17 protein-coding genes are annotated in these 18,633 nt (G+C 63.5%); 8 read left to right on the top strand and 9 right to left on the bottom strand.

Going from position 1 to position 18,633, the window contains the following annotated elements:
- Nucleotides 1-74: 74 nt before the first annotated feature.
- From E4K09_RS05690 to E4K09_RS05680, 3 genes are all read right to left on the bottom strand, one after another.
- Entirely contained in the window at nucleotides 75-1,166 is a 1,092-nt protein-coding gene (locus E4K09_RS05690) for an HlyD family secretion protein (RefSeq protein ID WP_134495778.1), read from the bottom strand.
- Between the two features lie 7 nt (nucleotides 1,167-1,173).
- Complete coding sequence (locus tag E4K09_RS05685) at nucleotides 1,174-2,742, bottom strand: efflux MFS transporter permease (protein WP_166802176.1); 1,569 nt, start codon at nucleotides 2,740-2,742, stop codon at nucleotides 1,174-1,176.
- A 154-nt stretch (nucleotides 2,743-2,896) separates the two neighbouring features.
- Nucleotides 2,897-3,274, bottom strand: a complete 378-nt coding sequence (locus tag E4K09_RS05680) for a MarR family winged helix-turn-helix transcriptional regulator (RefSeq protein WP_134495830.1) — start codon at nucleotides 3,272-3,274, stop codon at nucleotides 2,897-2,899.
- 276 nt (nucleotides 3,275-3,550) lie between these two features.
- On the opposite strand from E4K09_RS05680, the gene E4K09_RS05675 reads away from it, so the two are divergent.
- Genes E4K09_RS05675 through E4K09_RS05665 form a run of 3 tightly spaced genes read left to right on the top strand, consistent with a single transcriptional unit; the run spans nucleotide 3,551 to nucleotide 6,428 of the window.
- Entirely contained in the window at nucleotides 3,551-4,720 is a 1,170-nt protein-coding gene (locus E4K09_RS05675; RefSeq protein ID WP_166802175.1) for an ABC transporter ATP-binding protein, read from the top strand.
- Nucleotides 4,721-4,722: 2 nt separating this feature from the next.
- Nucleotides 4,723-5,628, top strand: a complete 906-nt coding sequence (locus E4K09_RS05670) for an ABC transporter permease (RefSeq protein WP_134495777.1) — start codon at nucleotides 4,723-4,725, stop codon at nucleotides 5,626-5,628.
- A complete protein-coding gene (locus tag E4K09_RS05665) occupies nucleotides 5,625-6,428 on the top strand; it encodes an ABC transporter permease (protein WP_134495776.1) in 804 nt (267 codons plus the stop codon). Before E4K09_RS05670 ends, E4K09_RS05665 begins: the two co-directional genes overlap by 4 nt.
- Here the strand turns inward: E4K09_RS05665 and E4K09_RS05660 are convergent.
- Nucleotides 6,422-8,227: an AsmA family protein gene (locus E4K09_RS05660; RefSeq protein WP_166802174.1), complete on the bottom strand. Its 1,806-nt coding sequence runs from the start codon at nucleotides 8,225-8,227 to the stop codon at nucleotides 6,422-6,424. The genes E4K09_RS05665 and E4K09_RS05660 overlap by 7 nt on opposite strands.
- 196 nt (nucleotides 8,228-8,423) lie before the next feature.
- On the opposite strand from E4K09_RS05660, the gene E4K09_RS05655 reads away from it, so the two are divergent.
- Entirely contained in the window at nucleotides 8,424-9,134 is a 711-nt protein-coding gene (locus E4K09_RS05655; RefSeq protein ID WP_134495774.1) for a CoA transferase subunit A, read from the top strand.
- Complete coding sequence (locus E4K09_RS05650) at nucleotides 9,134-9,811, top strand: 3-oxoacid CoA-transferase subunit B (protein WP_134495773.1); 678 nt, start codon at nucleotides 9,134-9,136, stop codon at nucleotides 9,809-9,811. Before E4K09_RS05655 ends, E4K09_RS05650 begins: the two co-directional genes overlap by 1 nt.
- Nucleotides 9,812-9,866: 55 nt before the next feature.
- Here the strand turns inward: E4K09_RS05650 and E4K09_RS05645 are convergent, their stop codons facing one another.
- The 3 genes from E4K09_RS05645 to E4K09_RS05635 form a co-directional block, all read right to left on the bottom strand.
- Entirely contained in the window at nucleotides 9,867-11,576 is a 1,710-nt protein-coding gene (locus tag E4K09_RS05645) for an ABC transporter permease (protein ID WP_244610371.1), read from the bottom strand.
- A 69-nt stretch (nucleotides 11,577-11,645) separates the two neighbouring features.
- Nucleotides 11,646-12,674, bottom strand: a complete 1,029-nt coding sequence (locus tag E4K09_RS05640; RefSeq protein ID WP_425293816.1) for a Fe(3+) ABC transporter substrate-binding protein — start codon at nucleotides 12,672-12,674, stop codon at nucleotides 11,646-11,648.
- Nucleotides 12,675-12,826: 152 nt separating this feature from the next.
- The gene (locus E4K09_RS05635; protein WP_134495772.1) at nucleotides 12,827-13,507 is read right to left on the bottom strand and encodes a Crp/Fnr family transcriptional regulator; all 681 of its coding nucleotides are present in this window, start codon (nucleotides 13,505-13,507) and stop codon (nucleotides 12,827-12,829) included.
- A gap of 619 nt (nucleotides 13,508-14,126) precedes the next feature.
- Here E4K09_RS05635 and E4K09_RS05630 point away from each other — a divergent pair.
- From E4K09_RS05630 to E4K09_RS05620, 3 genes are all read left to right on the top strand, one after another.
- Nucleotides 14,127-14,858 carry a pentapeptide repeat-containing protein gene (locus E4K09_RS05630; protein WP_166802173.1) on the top strand — a complete coding sequence of 244 codons (732 nt, stop codon included), beginning with the start codon at nucleotides 14,127-14,129 and terminating at the stop codon, nucleotides 14,856-14,858.
- 92 nt (nucleotides 14,859-14,950) lie between these two features.
- Nucleotides 14,951-15,385 (top strand): sigma factor-like helix-turn-helix DNA-binding protein, encoded by a 435-nt coding sequence (locus E4K09_RS05625; RefSeq protein ID WP_134495770.1) that lies wholly within the window; start codon nucleotides 14,951-14,953, stop codon nucleotides 15,383-15,385.
- A 318-nt stretch (nucleotides 15,386-15,703) separates the two neighbouring features.
- Nucleotides 15,704-16,462 carry an outer membrane protein gene (locus E4K09_RS05620; RefSeq protein WP_342211334.1) on the top strand — a complete coding sequence of 253 codons (759 nt, stop codon included), beginning with the start codon at nucleotides 15,704-15,706 and terminating at the stop codon, nucleotides 16,460-16,462.
- A 304-nt stretch (nucleotides 16,463-16,766) separates the two neighbouring features.
- Here E4K09_RS05620 and E4K09_RS05615 read toward each other — a convergent pair whose 3' ends face one another.
- Nucleotides 16,767-17,999, bottom strand: a complete 1,233-nt coding sequence (locus E4K09_RS05615; protein ID WP_134495768.1) for a phenylacetate--CoA ligase family protein — start codon at nucleotides 17,997-17,999, stop codon at nucleotides 16,767-16,769.
- A gap of 111 nt (nucleotides 18,000-18,110) precedes the next feature.
- Complete coding sequence (locus tag E4K09_RS05610; protein WP_204985689.1) at nucleotides 18,111-18,515, bottom strand: DUF805 domain-containing protein; 405 nt, start codon at nucleotides 18,513-18,515, stop codon at nucleotides 18,111-18,113.
- Nucleotides 18,516-18,633 lie beyond the last annotated feature (118 nt).

The following is an 18,633-nucleotide window of genomic DNA, read 5'->3' as shown; positions in this document are numbered from 1 at the left end:
TCGGGAACACGCTCCTGCGGGACATCCTGTCCTGGGTTCTCCCTGTCTCACGGTCTTCGTCGCTTCGCCGCTCGTCACTCTGAAGCCTGAGCCTGTGAATTCGCTCCGGGCGACGGCGTGTCTGAGGCCTCGGTCGACGTATCGACGCTCACCACCACCGACATGCCGGGCGCGAGGCGCTCCGCGAGAGCCTGGCCCGGATCGATGGCGATGCGCACGGGAATGCGCTGGGCCACCTTGGTGAAATTGCCTGTGGCGTTGTCCGTGCGGATCACGCTGAACTCGGATCCCGCCGCAGGCGAGAAACGCTCAATGCGGCCGGTCAGCCGCGCATGATCGAGCGCATCGACCGTGAAGGCGACAGGCTGGCCGGCCCTCATGCCCGCGATCTGGGTTTCCTTGAAATTGGCGATGATCCAGATCCGCTCCGGGACCACGGTCATCAGCTGCGTGCCGGCCGAGACATACTGGCCGACGCGGGTCCCGACCTCCCCGAGCTCGCCATCGTCCGGCGCGACGATCTTGGTGTTCTGCAGGTCGATCTCGGCGAGTCGGACGGCCGCCTGGGCGCCCTGGACCGCAGCCTCCAGGGACTGGCGGTTGACGAGGGTCGAGGCGAGATCCTGACGGGAGACTTCAAGGGCGGCCTGGGCCTGGTGCAGCGAGGCGGTGGCCTGGTCGAGCGCGGCCCGGGCCTGATCGGCCTGGCTCTGCGTGGTGACGCCCCGCTCCAGAAGCGGCTCGATCCGATTCCAGTTGGCCGCGGCCTGCGTGAGAGCCGCCTGAGCGCTCTCCACCCGAGCCTGGCTCGAGGCGATTCCCGCTTCGGCCGAACGCTGCTTCTGCTCGGAATTGGCCAGCGCAGCCTGCTGGCTCGCAAGCGTCGCCTTCGCTTGTTCCAGCCTCTGCTCATAGATCCGGTCGTCGATCGTCACCAGGATCTGGCCGGCTTTCACGTGCTGGAAATCCTGAACCAGAACCTGAGCCACATAGCCGGCGAGCTGCGGGCTGATGACGGTCACCTGTCCGCGCACATAAGCATTGTCCGTGGTCTGCACGGTGCTGGTGAAGGGTGGAAGCCGCCACGCGTAGAGCACCAGGAGAACGCCGGCGATGCCGGCGGCCGCTGCGAGGATGGTGGAGGCGGATCTGAAAACCTTTGACATGACGATGTTAGCTGACGGCCGGTTGCGGTTCGGGTGAAAGGCGCTTGCCGATGGTGCGGATCGCGAGATGGAGGAGCATCGCGGCCAAGGCCAGAGCGGCCAGAAGGGCGATGGCGAGAAAGGCGTCGTTATAGGCGAGAACGGTGGCTTCGCGCGTCACCTGCTGGCTCAGCAGGGCCACACCCTCGGCATTGAGCAGGCTCCTGTCGGTGATGACGTGGCTGTAGGCGCCGGAGAGCTGCGAGATGCGCTGGGCGACGAGTGGGTTGCCAAAGGTCAGGTTCTCGACGAGGTGCTGGAAATGGAATTGCGTGCGCCACGTGATGAAGGTGCCGACCAGGGCCGATCCAATCACGCCGCCGAGGCTCTGCGTGGTCAGGAACACGACGATGAAGTTCAGGATGAAGGTGGGACCGCGCTGGAGCGCCATCATCATGCCGGCCGCCATGGCGGGCGGGAGGAAGAGAACGCCGGCGACTGCGATCAGCGCCTGGCTCACATACATCTGCTCGGGCCTCGTCAGGCTGGTCACGTCGCTGTCCATCAGCGCGCCGATCAGGAGGAGGGCGAAGGCCGTCATCCGGATGGCGTTCTCCCGGCCGGGCTTGAAGACCGCGAGATAGGCGAGGCCGCCCGCGATCGAGGAGCCGATGATCACCAGCGACAGGGTGGTCATCTGGTCGTTCTGCAGGCCGAGAATCTGGAAGAACGTGAAGGCGCCGCTCGTCTGCTCCGACATCAGGAGGCGGAAGACGAAGAGCATGCCGGCGAGGTGCAGGATCTCCTTGCTGGTGAGCCAGCGGATATCGAGAAACGGCGTCTCGCGGTTGAGCTCGATCACCACCGCGCAGGTCAGCGACGCCAGGCCGACCGCCAGCATGATTCCGAGCCATGGCGCTTCGAACCACCAGTAGACCCGGCCGAGCGTGAAGACCACGGCCGTGAGGCCGAAGCCGACGGCGATGAAAAGATAACTCACCACGTCCAACCAATGGATGACCTTGGCGCGGGGCGGCGGTGCGAGGGGCAGCAGGTAGACCGCCGCGAAGGACATCGTGGCGAGAGCGATCTCGAAGAGGTACAGGCCGTGCCAATCGCCCAGCATCAGCAGATCGGGCGAGATCAGCCGTGCAAGGGGCGCCCCCAGCGCGATGTTGGTCAGAACGAGCGGCTGGCCGACGGCGAGCTTCTTCGCCGGAGGGAGCGGCTCGAGCATGTAGAGGAAGGCGAGCGTCGAGATCGGTGCTGCCGCGATGCCGCTGAAGAAGCGCACGATGAGCGCCGATTGCAGATCCCGCACGAAAATGTGCAGAATCATCACGAGCACGAACAGCAGGATGCTCAGCTCCGCGAAATTGCGAAGCCCGAACTGCGCCCTGACTTTGACGAGGATCAAGGAGAGACTGACATTCGGCGCCATATAGGCGGCGATGAGCCACGTGACCTCGTTGGTGGTGGCGCCGAGCGGTCCCTGAAGCTGCGGCAGGTTTGCGGCCGCAAGGTTCATGCCCAAGCCTTGCGTGAGCGACAGCAGGAGCGAGGCGAGCATGTAGAGGGCAGCCCGCGAACGGGTCATGGGAGCAGGCGCCGCCGGAGGGGGCGGCGGCGCCTGTGGCTGCCCGGGGACCGAGAGTTCCGAAGAGGTTCCGTTCCTGGGGGCCTCGGCATCAGGAAAGGGAGGATCGTTCGGGCGATCACCTCCAATTATCGTCATCGACAATGCACCACCATCAGCTCGCGGCTTCGATGTTTCGAGCCATGGCCTGGAAAACGCGGATGGCGGCCTTTAGGTCGTCTTCGCCGACGTCCTTCAGAACATCGCTGCGGAATGCCTTGGCGAGTTCGTTCACGTGAGCGGCCTGATCCTGGCCCGCCGGGGTCAGGACGATCTGCTTTGCCCGCCGGTCGCCCTCGACCGGCTGGCGCTCGATCAGGCCCTGCTTTTCCAGCCCGTCGAGGAGGGGGACCAGGGTCGGGCCCTCGATTTCGAGCGCGTCCGCCAGCTCCGTCTGGGTCATGCAGTCCTTCTTGCCGAGGAGCATCAGCGTCCGGGCTCTGGGCAGGGTGAGCCCCTCGGCGCGGACCCTGGCGTCGAACAGGGTTCGCATCTTGCGGCTGACTTTCCAGAGCTCGTCGGAGAATGTTGTTTTCGCCGTCACGGCAAAACCTTGTTAGCAGGCATATGAATAGGGTACTAATTATATGGGCACTCCATAGATCTTTTCCAGGCCGCTTTCAAGATCCGGAGTGCCCAGGTGTCCCTAGGAAAGGAGGCGCATGACCTGCCGAGCGGACGAAAACCCGGCTTTTAAATTGTTGTTCTTGCGCGCCGGACATCATAGCTTGCGCGGGTATTTCCAACCAAAGGTCGAAGTGCAACCATCTTGCCTCCCCCATCACGCCAATCCGCTTCCGTCGGCGCCGTGCGCCGCACCTTCGCTCCCTGGGCCGATCCCGATGCCAAGCCGCTGATCCGCTTCGAGAACGTCACGAAGCGCTTCGGCGAGGCCGTGGCCGTGGATCATCTGACGCTGGATGTCTTCGAGGGCGAGTTCTTCTGCCTGCTCGGCCCGTCCGGCTGCGGCAAGACGACCCTCATGCGCATGCTTGCGGGCTTCGAGTTCCCGACGGAGGGCGTGATCACCCTGGCGGGCCAGAGCCTGGAAGGTGTTCCGCCCTACCGCCGTCCCGTGAACATGATGTTCCAGTCCTATGCGCTCTTTCCACATATGAGCGTGGAGAAGAACATCGCCTTCGGATTGAAGCAGGACGGATTGCCCAAGGCCGAGATTGCCGACCGTGTGGGCGAGATGCTGCGTCTCGTGCAGCTGGAGAAGCTCGCCCGGCGCTATCCGAGCCAGCTCTCGGGTGGACAGCGTCAGCGTGTGGCGCTGGCCCGCGCGCTCGCCAAGCGGCCGAAGGTGCTCCTGCTGGACGAGCCGCTCGGGGCCCTCGACAAGAAGCTGCGCGAGGAGACCCAGTTCGAGCTGATGGACATCCAGCATGAGCTCGGCATGACCTTCGTGGTGGTCACGCACGACCAGGAGGAGGCGATGACCATGGCCGATCGCATCGCGGTCATGGACCATGGCCGGATCGTGCAGGTGGCCACTCCCGGCGAGATCTACGAGCAGCCCAAGACGCGCTTTATCGCCGAGTTCGTCGGCGACGTGAACATCCTTGAAGGTCATGTGCAGGGCCAGGAGAACGGCCTCTGGCACGTGAAGTCGCCCTCGGCCGAGGCGCCGCTCACGATCGACGATCCCGACGAGGTGCTGCATTCAGGCCAGGCGGTCGCCATCGCGGTTCGGCCCGAGAAGATGGTTGTCCAGCGCGAGAAGCCGGGTCCGGACGCCCTCAACGTGCTCACCGGCGAGGTGTGGGACATCGGCTATCTCGGCGACTGGACCGTTTACCGGATCAGGCTCGCGACGGGCGAGATCCTGCGCGTGTCCTGTGCGAACGTGTCCCGCTTCGTGGAAAGCCCCATCGACTGGGACGAGCAGGTTTATGTCACCTTCGCGCCGGGCGCGGCGGTCATTCTGGCGGAATAGCCATGAAGGAACGTTCGTTCACGAAGAGGCTCACCGCAGGGCTGGTGCCCGCCGTGCCCTATCTCTGGCTCGGGGTCTTCTTCCTCGTCCCATTCCTGATCGTGCTCAAGATCAGCCTGTCGGACCCGGCCGTCGCGCAGCCGCCCTACAGGCCGGTCTTCGAGTGGAGCGACATCGCGGGCTTTATCGGCGCGCTCGATGTCGAGAATTTCGAGCTGCTGACGCAGGACGATCTCTATTTCCGGGCGACGCTCTCGTCCGTGCGCATCGCAGGAATCTCGACGCTGCTGCTTCTGCTCGTGGGCTTTCCCATCGCCTACGGCATGGCGCGGGCGCCGGAGCGGCATCGATCCCTGCTGGTGGCCCTCATCATCCTGCCGTTCTGGACGAGCTTTCTCATCCGCATCTATGCATGGATCGCGATCCTGAAGCCGGAAGGATTGCTCACGCAGGCGCTCACGGGACTGGGCGTCATTTCGGAGCCCATCGAGATCCTCAACACGGAATGGGCGGTCTATATCGGCATCGTCTATGCCTATCTGCCGTTCATGGTGCTGCCGCTCTACGCGACGCTGGAGAAGATGGACGACACCCTGCTCGAAGCGGCCCTTGACCTCGGCTCCACGCCGTGGCGGTCCTTCTGGACGATCACGGTGCCCCTCGCGATGCCGGGCATCATCGCGGGCTCCCTCCTGTGTTTCATCCCGGCGGTGGGCGAGTTCGTGATTCCCGATCTGCTCGGCGGATCCGAGACGCTCATGATCGGCCGCCAGCTCTGGAGCGAGTTCTTCTCGAACCGCGACTGGCCGCTCGCCTCCGCCGTCGCCATCCTGCTGCTCATCGTTCTCGTGCTGCCCATCGTGATCTATCGCGATGTCGAGGCACGGCGCTTGGAGACGCGGCCATGACGCGGCGCTTGAGCCTGTTCAACATCACGTCCCTGGTTTTGGGCTTCGCCTTCCTTTACCTGCCGATTCTGCTGCTCGTCGTGTATTCCTTCAACGGCTCACGGCTCGTCACGGTGTGGGGAGGCTTCTCGACCCAGTGGTACGGGGCGCTGTTCCGCAACCAGGCGCTCATGGAAGCGGCCTGGGTGACGCTGCGGATCGCGCTGCTGTCCGCGAGCATCGCGACGGTGCTCGGGACGCTCGCGGCCCTGGCGCTCACGCGCTATGGGCGCTTCACTGGAAGGACGCTGTTCACCGGCATGGTCTATGCGCCCATGGTCATGCCGGAGGTCATCACAGGCCTGTCGCTCCTGCTGTTCTTCGTCGCCATCGACCTCGATCGCGGCTTCTGGACGATCACGCTCGCCCACACCACGCTCACCATGTGCTTCGTCACGGTCGTCGTGCAGGCTCGCCTCATGACCTTCGACCGATCCCTGGAAGAGGCCGCGATGGATCTCGGGGCGCCACCCCTGCGCACGTTCTTCTCGGTGACGCTGCCGCTGATCGCGCCTTCCATCGTGGCGGGCTTTCTGCTGGCGTTCACCCTGTCGCTCGATGATCTGGTGATCGCGAGCTTCAACACGGGGCCGGGCGCGACGACGCTGCCGATTAAGATCTACAGCCAAGTCCGTCTTGGTCTTTCACCCGAAATCAACGCGGCCTCCACCATTCTCATCGGCCTGGTGACAGCCGGCGTGATCTCGGCGACCCTGCTCAGCAAGCGCTCGGTGCTGCGCTCGCGGCGCAACGCTCACTGAGCGGTCGCCTGCGGTGCCGGCTCGTTCGCGGGCACCGGGGCGGCGGGGAGGAGAGGCTTCGCCGCGCCCGACCGCTCGATCAGGGAGCGGGCGTTGGGTATCACCGTGATGTTGTCCCATCCGCCGTCGATGTCGAACGCGATGGCGGCTGCCGATGGGGAGCCGGCGGACGAAACTTTCGCCTTCAGGTTGAGCGTACGGTCCACGATCAGCACCTCGCCCTTGAGTTCGGCCGTCAGATCCGCGGATGTGAGCCTGCCTTCCGTCACTTCGCCCACGCCCTTCTGAACGACGATTTGCGCCTGCGCTTCGTCGAACGGGGTGCGGCCGCCCTTCCAGTTGAGGGACGCGAGGAGGGGGTGCTTCTCGACACGCTTCAGGGCATCGCCGAGGGCTATGCCGACGAGCTCGCCCCCGCGGACGGTGATCGTGCTGCGCCCCTGCGCCCGGCGGACCACTTCGACCGGATTCGTTCCCTTGCCTTCGAAGGCGAACTGCCCTTGGGCCTGACCGGTGATCCAGCGCGGTTCTCCCAAGCTGCTCAGGAAGGGCGCGATTTCGATTCCTGTGAAGGTGCCCTGGCTCTTGAACTCCGTCATGCCGTTGGCCGACATGAGCGACAGGCGGCCCTTCAGGCTGCCGTCATGGAAGTCGGCGCGGCCGATGGAGGCCTCGATCTCTCCAGGGCGGACGAGAACGCTGGCGGCCATGTCCTCGACACGCAGCTTGCCGAGGCGGGCCGAGGCGGCCGAGAGACGCAGATCCAGATCGCTGCCCGTCACACGGGCCAGATCCAGGCTTTCCTCGCTCCAGGAGCCGGAGGAGGTGCGAGCCTGGGCGAAGGGCGCGAAGAGGTCGGTGAGATCCAATCCCTCCGCGGCAAGCGTCCCTGTGATCACAGGCCGCTCCGTATCGAGGCGAACCGCCAGGGTGCCCTCCAGCTCGTCCTCGCCCAGCTTGACGGAGACTGAAGGCCAGGACAGGCGTCGATGGTCCATCGAGAAGTCGCCCTTGACGGAGAGCGCCTGGATCAGCGACCCGAACGGCAGCTTCACGCCGGTCCAGCGGGTGAAGTCCCGCACCGACCGGGCCTCGATGGAGCTCTCTCCCGTCAGGCCGGGATTGCGGCCAAGCTGGGCCTCGCCTTGCAGGCTCACACGGGCGGCAGGAGCGGAGATACCCAACCTGAAGGGGGAAATGCTGCCGGAGACGAGACGGTCGGGATAGATGGACGCCTCCGTCAGAAAGACGCGCTCGCCTCGCCACGTGGCGTTGCCGTAGGCCGTCAGAGGTTCGTTCTCGCCGACCCAGCGGATGACCAGTTCCTCGACCTCCAGATCCGCATCCTTCAGATCGGTCCAATGAATGCTGGTCCGGTTGAGGATGAGGCGCCGGGCATGGAGGGTTCGTGAACGGCTTTTGACCGCACTCGACCAATTCACCGCTTGAAGCGCCCGGGCGGAGGCCGTGATCCGGCTGTCGCTCAGATCGAAATCGGAGAGCTCGATCCGTCCGAACAGGAGGGGCATGATTCGGATTTCACCCCGCAGAATCCCGCCCTCGGCCTGGAGCGTCCGGTCGGGAAACCGGACCGTCACATCCTCGAACTTGACCCGCGGGATCGGCAGCACCGCAAAGGTGCTCCGGCCCTTGACCGTCAGGTCCAGCCCGTAGCGCTCCTTCATGTGGTCCGCGAGGGCGGACGACAGGCCGTTCTCCCTGAAGGTCCAGGGAGCGGCCGCTGCTCCGATGAGGGCAAGGGCAATCAACGCGGTGAGGAAGGCGACGCGGCGAGACATAGCTTCTGAGTGTTTAACCTTGCGTTCCGCCTCGCAAGGGATGGGAGAGGGGCAGCCTGTGGGCGGCGGGACCGAATAATCATTTGTTCTCATATATCCACCGCAAGGGATTGTCTAAATTGAGGCCAGGTTGCACCGTGTGGGTCGATATCGTTTCAAGAGCTGAGGGCAGGAACATGCCCAGGAGGAATCGTGGATGAATAAGGTTTACAGCGATGCGCCATCGGCGCTGGCTGGTCTGGTGAAGGACGGGATGACCATCATGGCCGGCGGGTTCGGCCTGTGCGGCATCCCGGAGACCCTCATCGAGGCGATACGTGATTCGGGGGCCAAGGATCTCACCTTCATCTCCAACAATGCGGGCGTCGACGGGGTCGGCCTCGGCCGCCTCCTGGAAACCCGCCAGATCCGGAAGATGATCTCTTCCTACGTCGGCGAGAACAAGCTCTTCGCCCAGCAGTACCTGTCCGGCGAGCTCGAACTCGAGTTCAACCCGCAAGGGACGCTCGCCGAGCGCATCCGCGCCGGGGGAGCCGGCATTCCGGCCTTCTACACCAAGACGGGCGTCGGTACGCTGATCGCCGAAGGCAAGGAGGTGCGCGAGTTCAACGGCGAGAAATACGTCATGGAAACCGGGCTGTTCGCCGACATCTCCGTGGTCCATGCCTGGAAGGGCGACACGGAAGGCAACCTTGTCTATCGCAAGACCGCCCGCAACTTTAACCCGATGATGGCGACCGCCTCGCGGATGACCGTCGCCGAAGTGGAGCACCTGGTGCCCGCCGGCGAGATCGATCCGGATTGCATCCACACGCCGGGCATCTTCGTGAAGCGCCTGGTCCATGTGAAGAACCCGGTCAAACGCATCGAACAGCGCACCACCCGCAAGCGCGAGGAGACAGTCTGATGGCATGGACCCGTGAACAGATGGCGGCCCGCGCCGCCAAGGAGTTGCGCGACGGCTACTATGTGAACCTCGGCATCGGCATCCCGACGCTGGTGTCGAACTACATCCCGCAAGGCATCCACGTGCAGCTGCAGTCGGAGAACGGCATGCTGGGCATGGGCCCGTTCCCGTACGAGGGCGAGGAGGACGCCGATCTCATCAATGCCGGCAAGCAGACGATCACCGAGCTGCCGACCACGAGCTATTTTTCCTCGGCCGACTCGTTCGGCATGATCCGCGGCGGTCACATCGATCTGTCCATCCTGGGGGCCATGCAGGTGGCGAGTAACGGCGATCTCGCCAACTGGATGATCCCCGGCAAGATGGTGAAGGGCATGGGCGGCGCCATGGACCTGGTCGCGGGCGTGAAGCGCGTGGTCGTGGTGATGGAACACGTGGCCAAGGGCAAGGATGGTTCGGAGGAGCCGAAGCTGCTGAGAGAATGCACGCTGCCGCTCACCGGCGCCGGCGTGGTCGATCTGGTGATCACCGATCTCGGCGTTTTCAGCCTCGACAAGAAGGGCGGCTCCGGCATGACCCTGATCGAACTCGCCGACGGCGTGACGGTCGAGGAGATCACGGCCAAGACGCAGGCCGAGTTCAAGGTCGACCTCGCCGCAAAGCAAAACGCCGCCTGACGCGCTCACGCATGAGACGATCCCGGAAAGCGGCCCTCGCGGCCGCTTTTCTTGTTCAGGAGCCTGATGTCTCCGGGGCTTTCGGGCGGGCCTCGGCGCTGCGCACCAGCTGAATCACCGGCAGCAGGCCGACGAGGACGATGACGAGGGCCGCGAGCGATCCGTCCTCGAACCGGCCGCGCGCCGCATAGGTATAGACCTGCGTGGCGAGGGTTTCCGTGTTGAGCGGGCGCAGGAGCAGGGTCGCCGGCAGCTCCTTGATGCAGTCGACGAAGATCAGCAGGGCTGCGCTGGCCAGGGCGGGGCGCATGAGGGGGATCTGGATGCGCCAGGCCATCTCGCGCCGCGATGATCCCAACGTGCGCGCCGCGTCCTCCAGGCTCGGCGAGACGCGGTCGAGCCCCGCCGAGAGGGAGCCGGTGGCAATCGACAGGAAGCGCAGGACATAGGCAATGAGGATGCCTCCGGCCGAGCCCATCAGGAGCAGCCCGAGGCGCTCTCCCGTGATGCTGCTCCAGGCCGCGCCGATCAGCCCGTCGATCTTCACCAGCGGCGTCATGAGCCCGAGCGCGAGGACCGTCCCGGGCACCGTGTAGCCCAAGCTCGCCACGAAGAGGGTGCTCTTCGTCAAGGTGGTTTTTGCGATCCGGGCGGCGGAGACGAGCAGGACAGCAAGCGCCAGCACGGCGAGGGTGGCCGTCACCGACAGGCCGATCGTCGTGAGGAGATGCTCGAGAAATTCCTCGTCGAATTGCGACACGAGGCTGCCGCGCAGGATCTCACGCACGAGAAATGCGAGCGGAAGAGCAAAGCCGAGGACGACCGGAATGGCGCAGAGAACCGTTGCCAGCACCGCCCGTCCGCCCGAGAGCGGAGCCGGATGCACCACGCGCGAGCGCTTGGCGGAGGTGGCATAGCGCCGGTCCTTGCGCCCGTAGCGTTCGACCAGGATCAACGCCACGACGATGGCCAGCATCACGCATGCGATCTGCGCCGCACCGGGGAGGCTGCCGCGATTGAGCCAGGTGTTGTAGACGGAAACGGTGAGGGTGCGCACCCCGAGGTATTCGCTCGCGCCGATATCGTTCAGCGCTTCGAGCAGAGCGAGCGACAGGCCGACCGCGAGGGCAGGGCGGGCGAGGGGAAGCGCGATGACGCGGAAGAGCTTCAGGCGGCTTGCGCCGAGAACGCGTGCGACTTCCAGCATGCTCGCGCTCTGCGTCAGGAACATCGCGCGGGCGGCGATGTAGACGTAAGGGTAGAGCACGGCGGACATCACCAGGACGCAGCCGTAAAGCGAACGGATCTCGGGGAACCAGTAATCGGCGCGGGATTTCCAACCCATGGCGTCCCGCAAGGCCATCTGCACGAGCCCGGCGGAGTCGAAGAGCTCCACGTAGATATAGGCCGTGATGTAGGTCGGCACCGCGAGCGGCAGGGGAAGAAGCCAGACGAGAACGGTGCGGCCGGGAAAACGATGGGCGGTTACGAGCCACGCCGATGTGATCCCCATGGAGCCCGCCACGAGAGCGATCCCGGCAAGAAGGGCGAGCGTGTCGACGATGCTCGCCGGCAGGACGTTCCGGATGAGATGCGGCCAGATCTCCGCGTCGCCTTCCGCCGCGATCCCGATCAGCGCCGCAAGGGGCAGCAGCACGAGCAGCCCCACTCCGGCCACGGCGGCGGAGAGCCACCAGGGAATGCGCTTGATGTTCCGCCAGGGAACGCTGCGAAACAGAAAGTGAGATCCGAGGGTCGCTTTCAACGTGAAATGGCGCTGCCGTTGCCGGCAGCGCCTCCTATCAGGGGAGCGGTTTCAAAAGGGCTCGTCGGCTTACTGGTCGAAACCGACCTTGTCGACCAGCTCGCTGGCCTTCTTCCGCAGTTTGGCGATCTCGGCGATCGGCACATTGTCCGCCTTGAGCTCGCCGAAGGAGGCGATCGTCGGGTGGATCTTGCTGCCGGCCTTCACTGGGTATTCCGAGTTGAGCTCAGCATGGATCTGCTGGGACGCGTCCGAGACCATGTACTCCATGAACTTCATGGCATTCGCCTTGTTGGGCGCATGCTTGGCGAGCGCCAGGCCGGAAACGTTCACATGCGTGCCGCCGCCCTCGAACGTGGGCAGGATCACGTTGATCGCCTCGCCCCACTTCTTCTGCTCCTCGTCCTTGCCGTTGAGCATGAGCGAGACATAGTAGGTGTTGCCGATGCCGATGTCGCACACGCCGGCCAGGATGTCCTTGGCCTGCTCACGGTCGCCGCCCGAAGGCTTCTTGGCGAGGTTCGCCTTGACGCCCTTCAGCCACTCCTCGGCCTTCGCTTCGCCCTTATGGGCGATCATCGCGGCGATGAGGCTGATGTTGTAGAGATGCTGGCCCGAGCGGATGCAGACCTTGCCCTTCCACTTGGGGTCGGCAAGCTCCTCATAGGTAATCTTGTTCTGCTTCACGCGCTCCTTGGAGGCATAGACGACGCGGCCGCGCAGGGCGATGCCGAACCAGTGGCCTTCCGGATCGCGGTACGCGGCGGGGATCACCTTCTCGAGCGCCTCGGACTTCACGGGCTGCGTCACGCCGTAATCCTTGGCGGCCTGGAGGCGCCCGATATCGACGGTGAGGATCAGGTCGGCCGGGCTGTTCTCGCCCTCGGTGCGAACGCGCTCCTCGAGACCGTTGTTGATGAAGATCGTATTGACCTTGATGCCCGTCTCTTTGGTGAATTCGTCGAGAACAGGCTTGATGAGGCCGGGCTCACGGGTCGTGTAGATGTTCAGCGATTCCTCGGCCGACGCGGATCCGGCCAAAGCCCAAAGAGCGGCAGCGCCCAGGAGCAGACTGCGTGCAATATTCGTCGTCACCATCATGATGTTCCTCACCGGCAGCATTCTTGGGCGCAAGCAAGCCCTACCTTAAGGCGATGCAACAACCATGAATGGCACGGCCGGGTCAACAAAATTATTAATTAAAACAACAACTTGTAGAATTTCTAAACTGGGCCGTCATTAGAGCTGTTCTAAGCTGAGATGGCTTGGCGGAGAGGGGCGGGTTCCTGCGGGGAGGTCTTCAGGCGTTCGATTTCGAACTCCAGCCTCTCCATATTCTTGAACATGCGTTCGCTCGTCAGGCGCAGGAGATAGAAGCCGAATTCCGGATTCTGGAAATAGAGCTGGCGCACCTCGTCATAGGAGATGGTCAGCACCTCGCCGTCCTCCATGCATTCGAGGGTCTGCGTGCGCCGGTTCTCGGGGGACAGGAAGCCCATCTCTCCGACGACCTGACCCTGGCGCAGCTCGATGTCGAGCTCCTTGAGGCGATAGCGGCCGGACAGGGTGTAGAACATGCAGGTGGCGCTGTCGCCCTTGGCGAACAGGATCTCGCCGGTCTTGACCTTACGACGGGTCATGAACGGCTTGAGCCAGTCCATGGAAAGGTCGCTCTTCGATGCCTGCTTCACTTGGCGGATCAGGCGCAGCATCTGGTAGAGGCGAACTGCATTCAGGGGAAGAAGAATCAGATTGACCGTGATGCTGGGATAAAGCCGCATGCCGACCGCATAGGTGAGCGACACCGCGTTCGTCGCGATGCCGATGCAGCGCAGCGGGATGATCGTGCGCATCGCGCTCCCGGTGATGGCCAGGACGGCAGCGAGCCACGCGAATGCGTCGAGCCAAGTCAATCCTTCAAGCCAAGCCATAGGATTCCTTCCCCTCACCCTTCATCTACCGCAACGTCATATACCGGCCACGGCCTGCGAAGGCTACAGCCATTCCCGCGTGGATCTGGTGGTAATCCGGTTGTGGCGGACGATAAAAAGGCCCCATTCAAAGGGCCTCGCACACTTCATCGGAAATGCCGTCGAGCGCGACTCAGGGTCGCGTCGCTGGCTGCGGAGGCACCAGTGTGCCGGGCACGCTCAGCTCTTGGCGCCGGGATTGCGCAGCTGCCGTTTCGGGTGTCCCGGCGCGGTTCGGGCCGGCTCCGGAGACCGAGGGCGGCGGGGGCAGATCCGTGCGCGGAAGGACCCCCTGGGGGGCGGGCGATGTCGAGCAGCCACCGAGGGTGAGGCTCGCGAATGCAACAATGGATAAGATCGTTTTCCGACGCATGCAGCAAGTCTCCCGTACTTTGACTGAAGCTAGGCTATAGACCGGCATTGTCGAGTCCGTCGAGGGCTGAAAATTCCTAGCGCGGGGCTCCTCTGAAAGGTCTTGAGACCTACTTTTACCGGAAGGTCTGAACATGGAGCCGAAGAGGAGTTCATGAGGCGTGATCCCATGAGAATGAGTGCGCAACCGTCCCGCACGGGAAGAGGCTTGCTGCTCGTCGCCGCAATTTTCGCCGCTTGCGGCAGTGCGGCTGAGGCCAAGTGTCAGGATGCACCGGGGCCGAAGGTCGATTGGGCGGGGTGCTCCAAGGCACGCCTCATGCTGAATGGAGAGGATCTTTCAGGCACCAACTTCCAGAGGTCGCTTCTGACGCTGAGCGATTTCGGCGGTTCGAAGATGATGAAGGCGAATCTGAGCGAAACCGAGATCAGCCGGACCCGCTTCGAGAAAGCCGATCTTTCGAGCGCCGATTTCACCAAGGCGCTTGGATGGCGGGCGAACTTCGCCGGGGCCGTCTTGGCCGAGGCCAACTTCTCTTCGGCCGACATGAACCGTTCGAACTTCGCCCAAGCCCAGGCTTCCAGAGCCAATTTCCAAAAGGCCGAACTGAACAGATCGGATTTCAGCGGTGCCGATCTGGAAGGCGCCACCATGACGAAGGCTGAGCTGGCGCGAGTCATCTTCCAGCACGCCAAGCTGTCCGGTGTCGATTTCAGCCACTCCAATCTGTCCCGGGCCCAACTGCAAGGGGCAATGCTTCAGGATGCGACGATGGCCGGGAGCTATCTGTACCTGACGCAACTGGCCGGAGCGGATCTGACGACCGTCAAGGGCTTGACCCAGGCGCAGGTCGACATCGCCTGCGGCGATGCGCAGACCAAGCTGCCTCCCGGTCTGGCGGTCCCGAAAACCTGGCCCTGCAGCAGCGACGACGATTGAGAAGCTTCGCGCCTGAAACCAAGCGCCAGCTTGACCGTTGCTTTAGTTGAGATTCCAAGACCCGAACCACCAGATGCCGGGAGCAGGCCAAGGTGACGACACTCAAGGAATTCGAGGACGCTCTTCGCGAACAGGGCATGCATATGGCTCTCGCCATCCTGCAGAAGCTGCGTGAGAGGGAGCGTGACAAGCGCACGGTGGCCCCGGCGCGGCGTATTGCGGGTCGCAAGATGACGCCTGAACTTGCACGGCGCATCCTCGAGCTTCACGCGACCACGGAGATGACTCAGCAGGAGATCGCCTTCGAGCTCGGGGTCAATCAGGGTCGGGTGAACGAGGTGATCAAGCGCGGCAAGTGGCTTGACGACAATCCAAACTCCCCGGAGGCCCAGGCAAGGGATAAAGCCAAGGCGCGAATGAGAGCCGCGGGAGGAGTGGACCGTGTCAAGGGCGGGAGAGCCGCCCCTCGAAAGAGCCAGGGCCGCAAATCCGACCCCAAGGCTCAATTGACCCTCGGAGACCTATAGGTTTCGGGAGATGCCCAGAAAAAACCCTGCCCGACGGGCAGGGTGGATAGTTGTCTCCTCGCCTTCGGTTGCTACCCGAAAACGCAATTATTAGCGCATGTTTAAAAGTTAAAGTCAAACCAATCTCATGTATTTATTGTCGATCAGAATATATACCTGAAAGATCCACGGTAACACAAAGGTGGTACTACTTTTGTTTCTTAGGTATATGTCCGCTTGTAAGGTGGTGTTGCTCCCTTGCAATAGATTTCTCCTACCGTAAGCGTAAGTTTTCAACCGTGGATCCTCACACTAGGGGTTACGGTTATGAAAAAATGCGTGTTTAGCCTTCTTGCCGGGGTTGCTGGTGTCGCATTGGCGGCAGCAACCGCGTCTGCGGCGGACCTTCCGGCCCGCGAAGCGCCTCCGGCTCCGATCATTGCGCCTGCTCCGATCTTCACGTGGACCGGCTTCTATGCCGGTGTGAACGCCGGTTGGGGCTGGCGCAGCGACGACAGCGAATCCGTGGTCATCGGCGGCGCGGTTCCGGGTACCTTGTTCTTCGACAACAATGACGACGGCGGCTTCGTCGGTGGTGCTCAGATCGGGTACAACTACCAGATCGGCTCGTTCGTGATCGGTATCGAGACGGACATCCAGTGGGCCGACACTGATCAGGAGGAGGAAGTGACCTTCGTGCCGATCGGGGCGCCGGGCACCTTCATCCCGGGCGAGTTCGACAACAACCTGTCCGACTGGTTCGGCACGGTGCGTGCTCGGGTCGGTGTGGCCTTCGACCGCGTCCTGATCTACGGCACCGGCGGTCTTGCCTACACGGATGACAACACCGGCTGGGCGCTGGGCGGTGGTGTCGAGTGGGCGTTGCCGGTGAACTGGTTCGGCTCCTCGGCGGTGACCTTCGGCATCGAAGGCCTGTGGCTCAGCTTCGACGAGGACGACGATGACGATGACGGCTTCGTCGGAACCTTCACCAGCGGCGGCGTCACGACCAATGTCTTCGCACCGGATGTCGGCAACGATGAGAACGACTTCTTCGTTGCGCGCGCCAAGCTGAATTTCAAGTTCGGCACGTATTAAGGCAACCACCCTCAAGAACAACAAGGGCCCGGGAGAAATCCTGGGCCTTCGTCTTGGGTCCGGAGGATCGGCCGCGACCGGCCCGTTTTCGGGTCCTGGTCGCGGCCTTGGCCCGTGTTTGCCCCCACGGGAAGCTGAGCCAATGGGCGGAGAACGTGACCTCAATGAGGCGCAGGATCAAAAACAAAATTTTTCGAAAAACTTTGGAACCAAGTCGGCTGGTGGGTGTTAATAGGGTCTTCCGGTCCCTTTTGCCCCTACGGCCGGACACCTTAGAGCACCCCTGCCGGGTGCTTTTTCTTTTTCAGCCGTAGCTGCGCTCGTCCGCAATGACCTTGCCATCGTTGGGGAGGGTGCCGGGCGGAACCAGCGTGACCCTGCCCCTCAGCTTAGTGACGGAAAGCAGGGTGTCCGCCAAGGCCGCCGCCAGATCGTCGGAACCCCGCCCGCACTCGGCCATCAGGGTCATCACATCGGTTTCGTGCTCCCGGTCGACGACCAAGCGCAAGCACCCAAGCTCCGGATGGCGGCGGCCGATCTCGGCCACCTGCTCGGGGCGCACGAACATGCCCTTGACCTTGGCGGCCTGGTCGGCCCGGCCCATCCACCCCTTGATCCGCAGGTTGGTGCGCCCGCAGGGGCTTGATCCCGGCAGGATGGCGGTCAGATCCCCGAGCGCCAAGCGGATGAAGGGATGGTGCGGGTCGAGGGTGGTGACGACGATCTCGCCGACGTCGCCCTCCGGAACCGGATCGCCCGTGCCCGGGCGGACGATCTCCACGATGATGTTCTCGTTGACCACGAGGCCATCCCGGGCGGAGGTCTCGTAGGCAATGAAGCCGAGATCGGCTGTGGCATAGGCCTGGTAGGCCTCGATGCCGAGCCCGGCGAATGTCTCCTGAAGCGATCTGGGAAAGGCGGCGCCCGAAACGAGAGCGCGCTTGAGGCAGGACACGTCACGCCCGTTCGCCGTCGCGCTGTCGATCAGGATCTTGAGGAAGTCCGGCGTGCCGCAATAGGCGTTCGGACGATAGGCCTCGATCAATTCGAGCTGCTGCTCGGTATTGCCGGGGCCGGCGGGAATGACCGCGCATCCGAGCGCCCGTGCGCCGGAATCCATGATGAAGCCGCCTGGCGTCAGATGATAGCTGAAAGTGTTCAGGACAATGTCGCCGCGGCGGAAGCCCGCCGCGAAAAGGCCGCGCGCCGCACGCCAGGGATCGGGCACGGCAGATTCCGGCTCGAAGATCGGGCCAGGCGATGTGAAGAGGCGTGCGAAGGCCCCCGGCGCATCTTTGACGAGCCCTCCGAAGGGCAGGCCAGCCTTCTGCAGGGCAGGGAGTTCCGCCTTCCGAAGGACGGGGATTTCGGCGAGGGCCTTGCGGTCCCGGACGCGCTCGATATCGATGCCCCTGAGCCGCTCCGCGTAGGCGGGTGCCGCGAGGGCGCTTCTCAGGATGTCCGGCAGCCGGTCGAAGAGAGCTGCTTCGCGCAAGGCCGGATCACGGGTTTCGAGTTCGTCGTAGTTATCTGCCAAGGCGTATCCTCCGCGTCCCCATAATCGCCGGGGCCATACCGTCGAGCCCAGGATGCCGGGCTGACGGTATGAGAACAAGCGTCGATGAGACGCCAAGTCGTGACAAGCTGTTTACGCTTGCGCCAGGGCTCCGAACGAGGCGGACGACGGCTCCGGCCCGAACCGGTTCTCGCCTGGGCTGCCGGGCTGGCAGTAAAGATAGAGGAGCGCGAGACCGCCGACGATGGGAACCAGGGCGAGAAGCAGCCACCAGCCCGACCGGTCGGTATCATGCAGGCGGCGCACACCGGCGGAAAGGGTCGGTACCAACGCAGCAAGACCCAGGATCGTGCCGAGGATCGGCATTCCATCGAGCAGGATCGAATCGATTAGATTCGCCACGATCAGGATGACGATCACCGGGAGCATGAAATACCAGTATTCCGGGCGCGACGAGCGGCCGGAGAAATCGGCAAACTTGCCGAGGCTGGTTCGGGTCGCCTGCTCTACATTCATTTTCAAGGTCTCGAAGTTCATCGTAAGCCCCTCTGTTCAGGCATTGTGCGTGAGTCGGCGTACAGACTCCGCTTCCATGGTGCTAGAAAGGTTACGTTGCAACGTCAAGATGCCGTTCGTCCCTGTACACTTGTTCCGG

This window comes from Microvirga pakistanensis (assembly GCF_004458765.1).
In the GTDB taxonomy this organism is placed as follows: Bacteria; Pseudomonadota; Alphaproteobacteria; order Rhizobiales; family Beijerinckiaceae; genus Microvirga; species Microvirga pakistanensis.
Note: the sequence above shows the minus strand (reverse complement) of the source record. Positions and strands in the feature narration are given on the sequence as shown.

Coding starts and splice junctions, on each gene's coding strand:
- E4K09_RS05690 (WP_134495778.1), bottom strand. CDS start 1,166: ATGTCAAAGGTTTTCAGATCCGCCTCCACCATCCTCGCAGCGGCCGCC.
- E4K09_RS05685 (WP_166802176.1), bottom strand. CDS start 2,742: ATGACCCGTTCGCGGGCTGCCCTCTACATGCTCGCCTCGCTCCTGCTG.
- E4K09_RS05680 (WP_134495830.1), bottom strand. CDS start 3,274: ATGCGAACCCTGTTCGACGCCAGGGTCCGCGCCGAGGGGCTCACCCTG.
- E4K09_RS05670 (WP_134495777.1), top strand. CDS start 4,723: ATGAAGGAACGTTCGTTCACGAAGAGGCTCACCGCAGGGCTGGTGCCC.
- E4K09_RS05665 (WP_134495776.1), top strand. CDS start 5,625: ATGACGCGGCGCTTGAGCCTGTTCAACATCACGTCCCTGGTTTTGGGC.
- E4K09_RS05660 (WP_166802174.1), bottom strand. CDS start 8,227: ATGTCTCGCCGCGTCGCCTTCCTCACCGCGTTGATTGCCCTTGCCCTC.
- E4K09_RS05655 (WP_134495774.1), top strand. CDS start 8,424: ATGAATAAGGTTTACAGCGATGCGCCATCGGCGCTGGCTGGTCTGGTG.
- E4K09_RS05650 (WP_134495773.1), top strand. CDS start 9,134: ATGGCATGGACCCGTGAACAGATGGCGGCCCGCGCCGCCAAGGAGTTG.
- E4K09_RS05640 (WP_425293816.1), bottom strand. CDS start 12,674: ATGGTGACGACGAATATTGCACGCAGTCTGCTCCTGGGCGCTGCCGCT.
- E4K09_RS05635 (WP_134495772.1), bottom strand. CDS start 13,507: ATGGCTTGGCTTGAAGGATTGACTTGGCTCGACGCATTCGCGTGGCTC.
- E4K09_RS05610 (WP_204985689.1), bottom strand. CDS start 18,515: ATGAACTTCGAGACCTTGAAAATGAATGTAGAGCAGGCGACCCGAACC.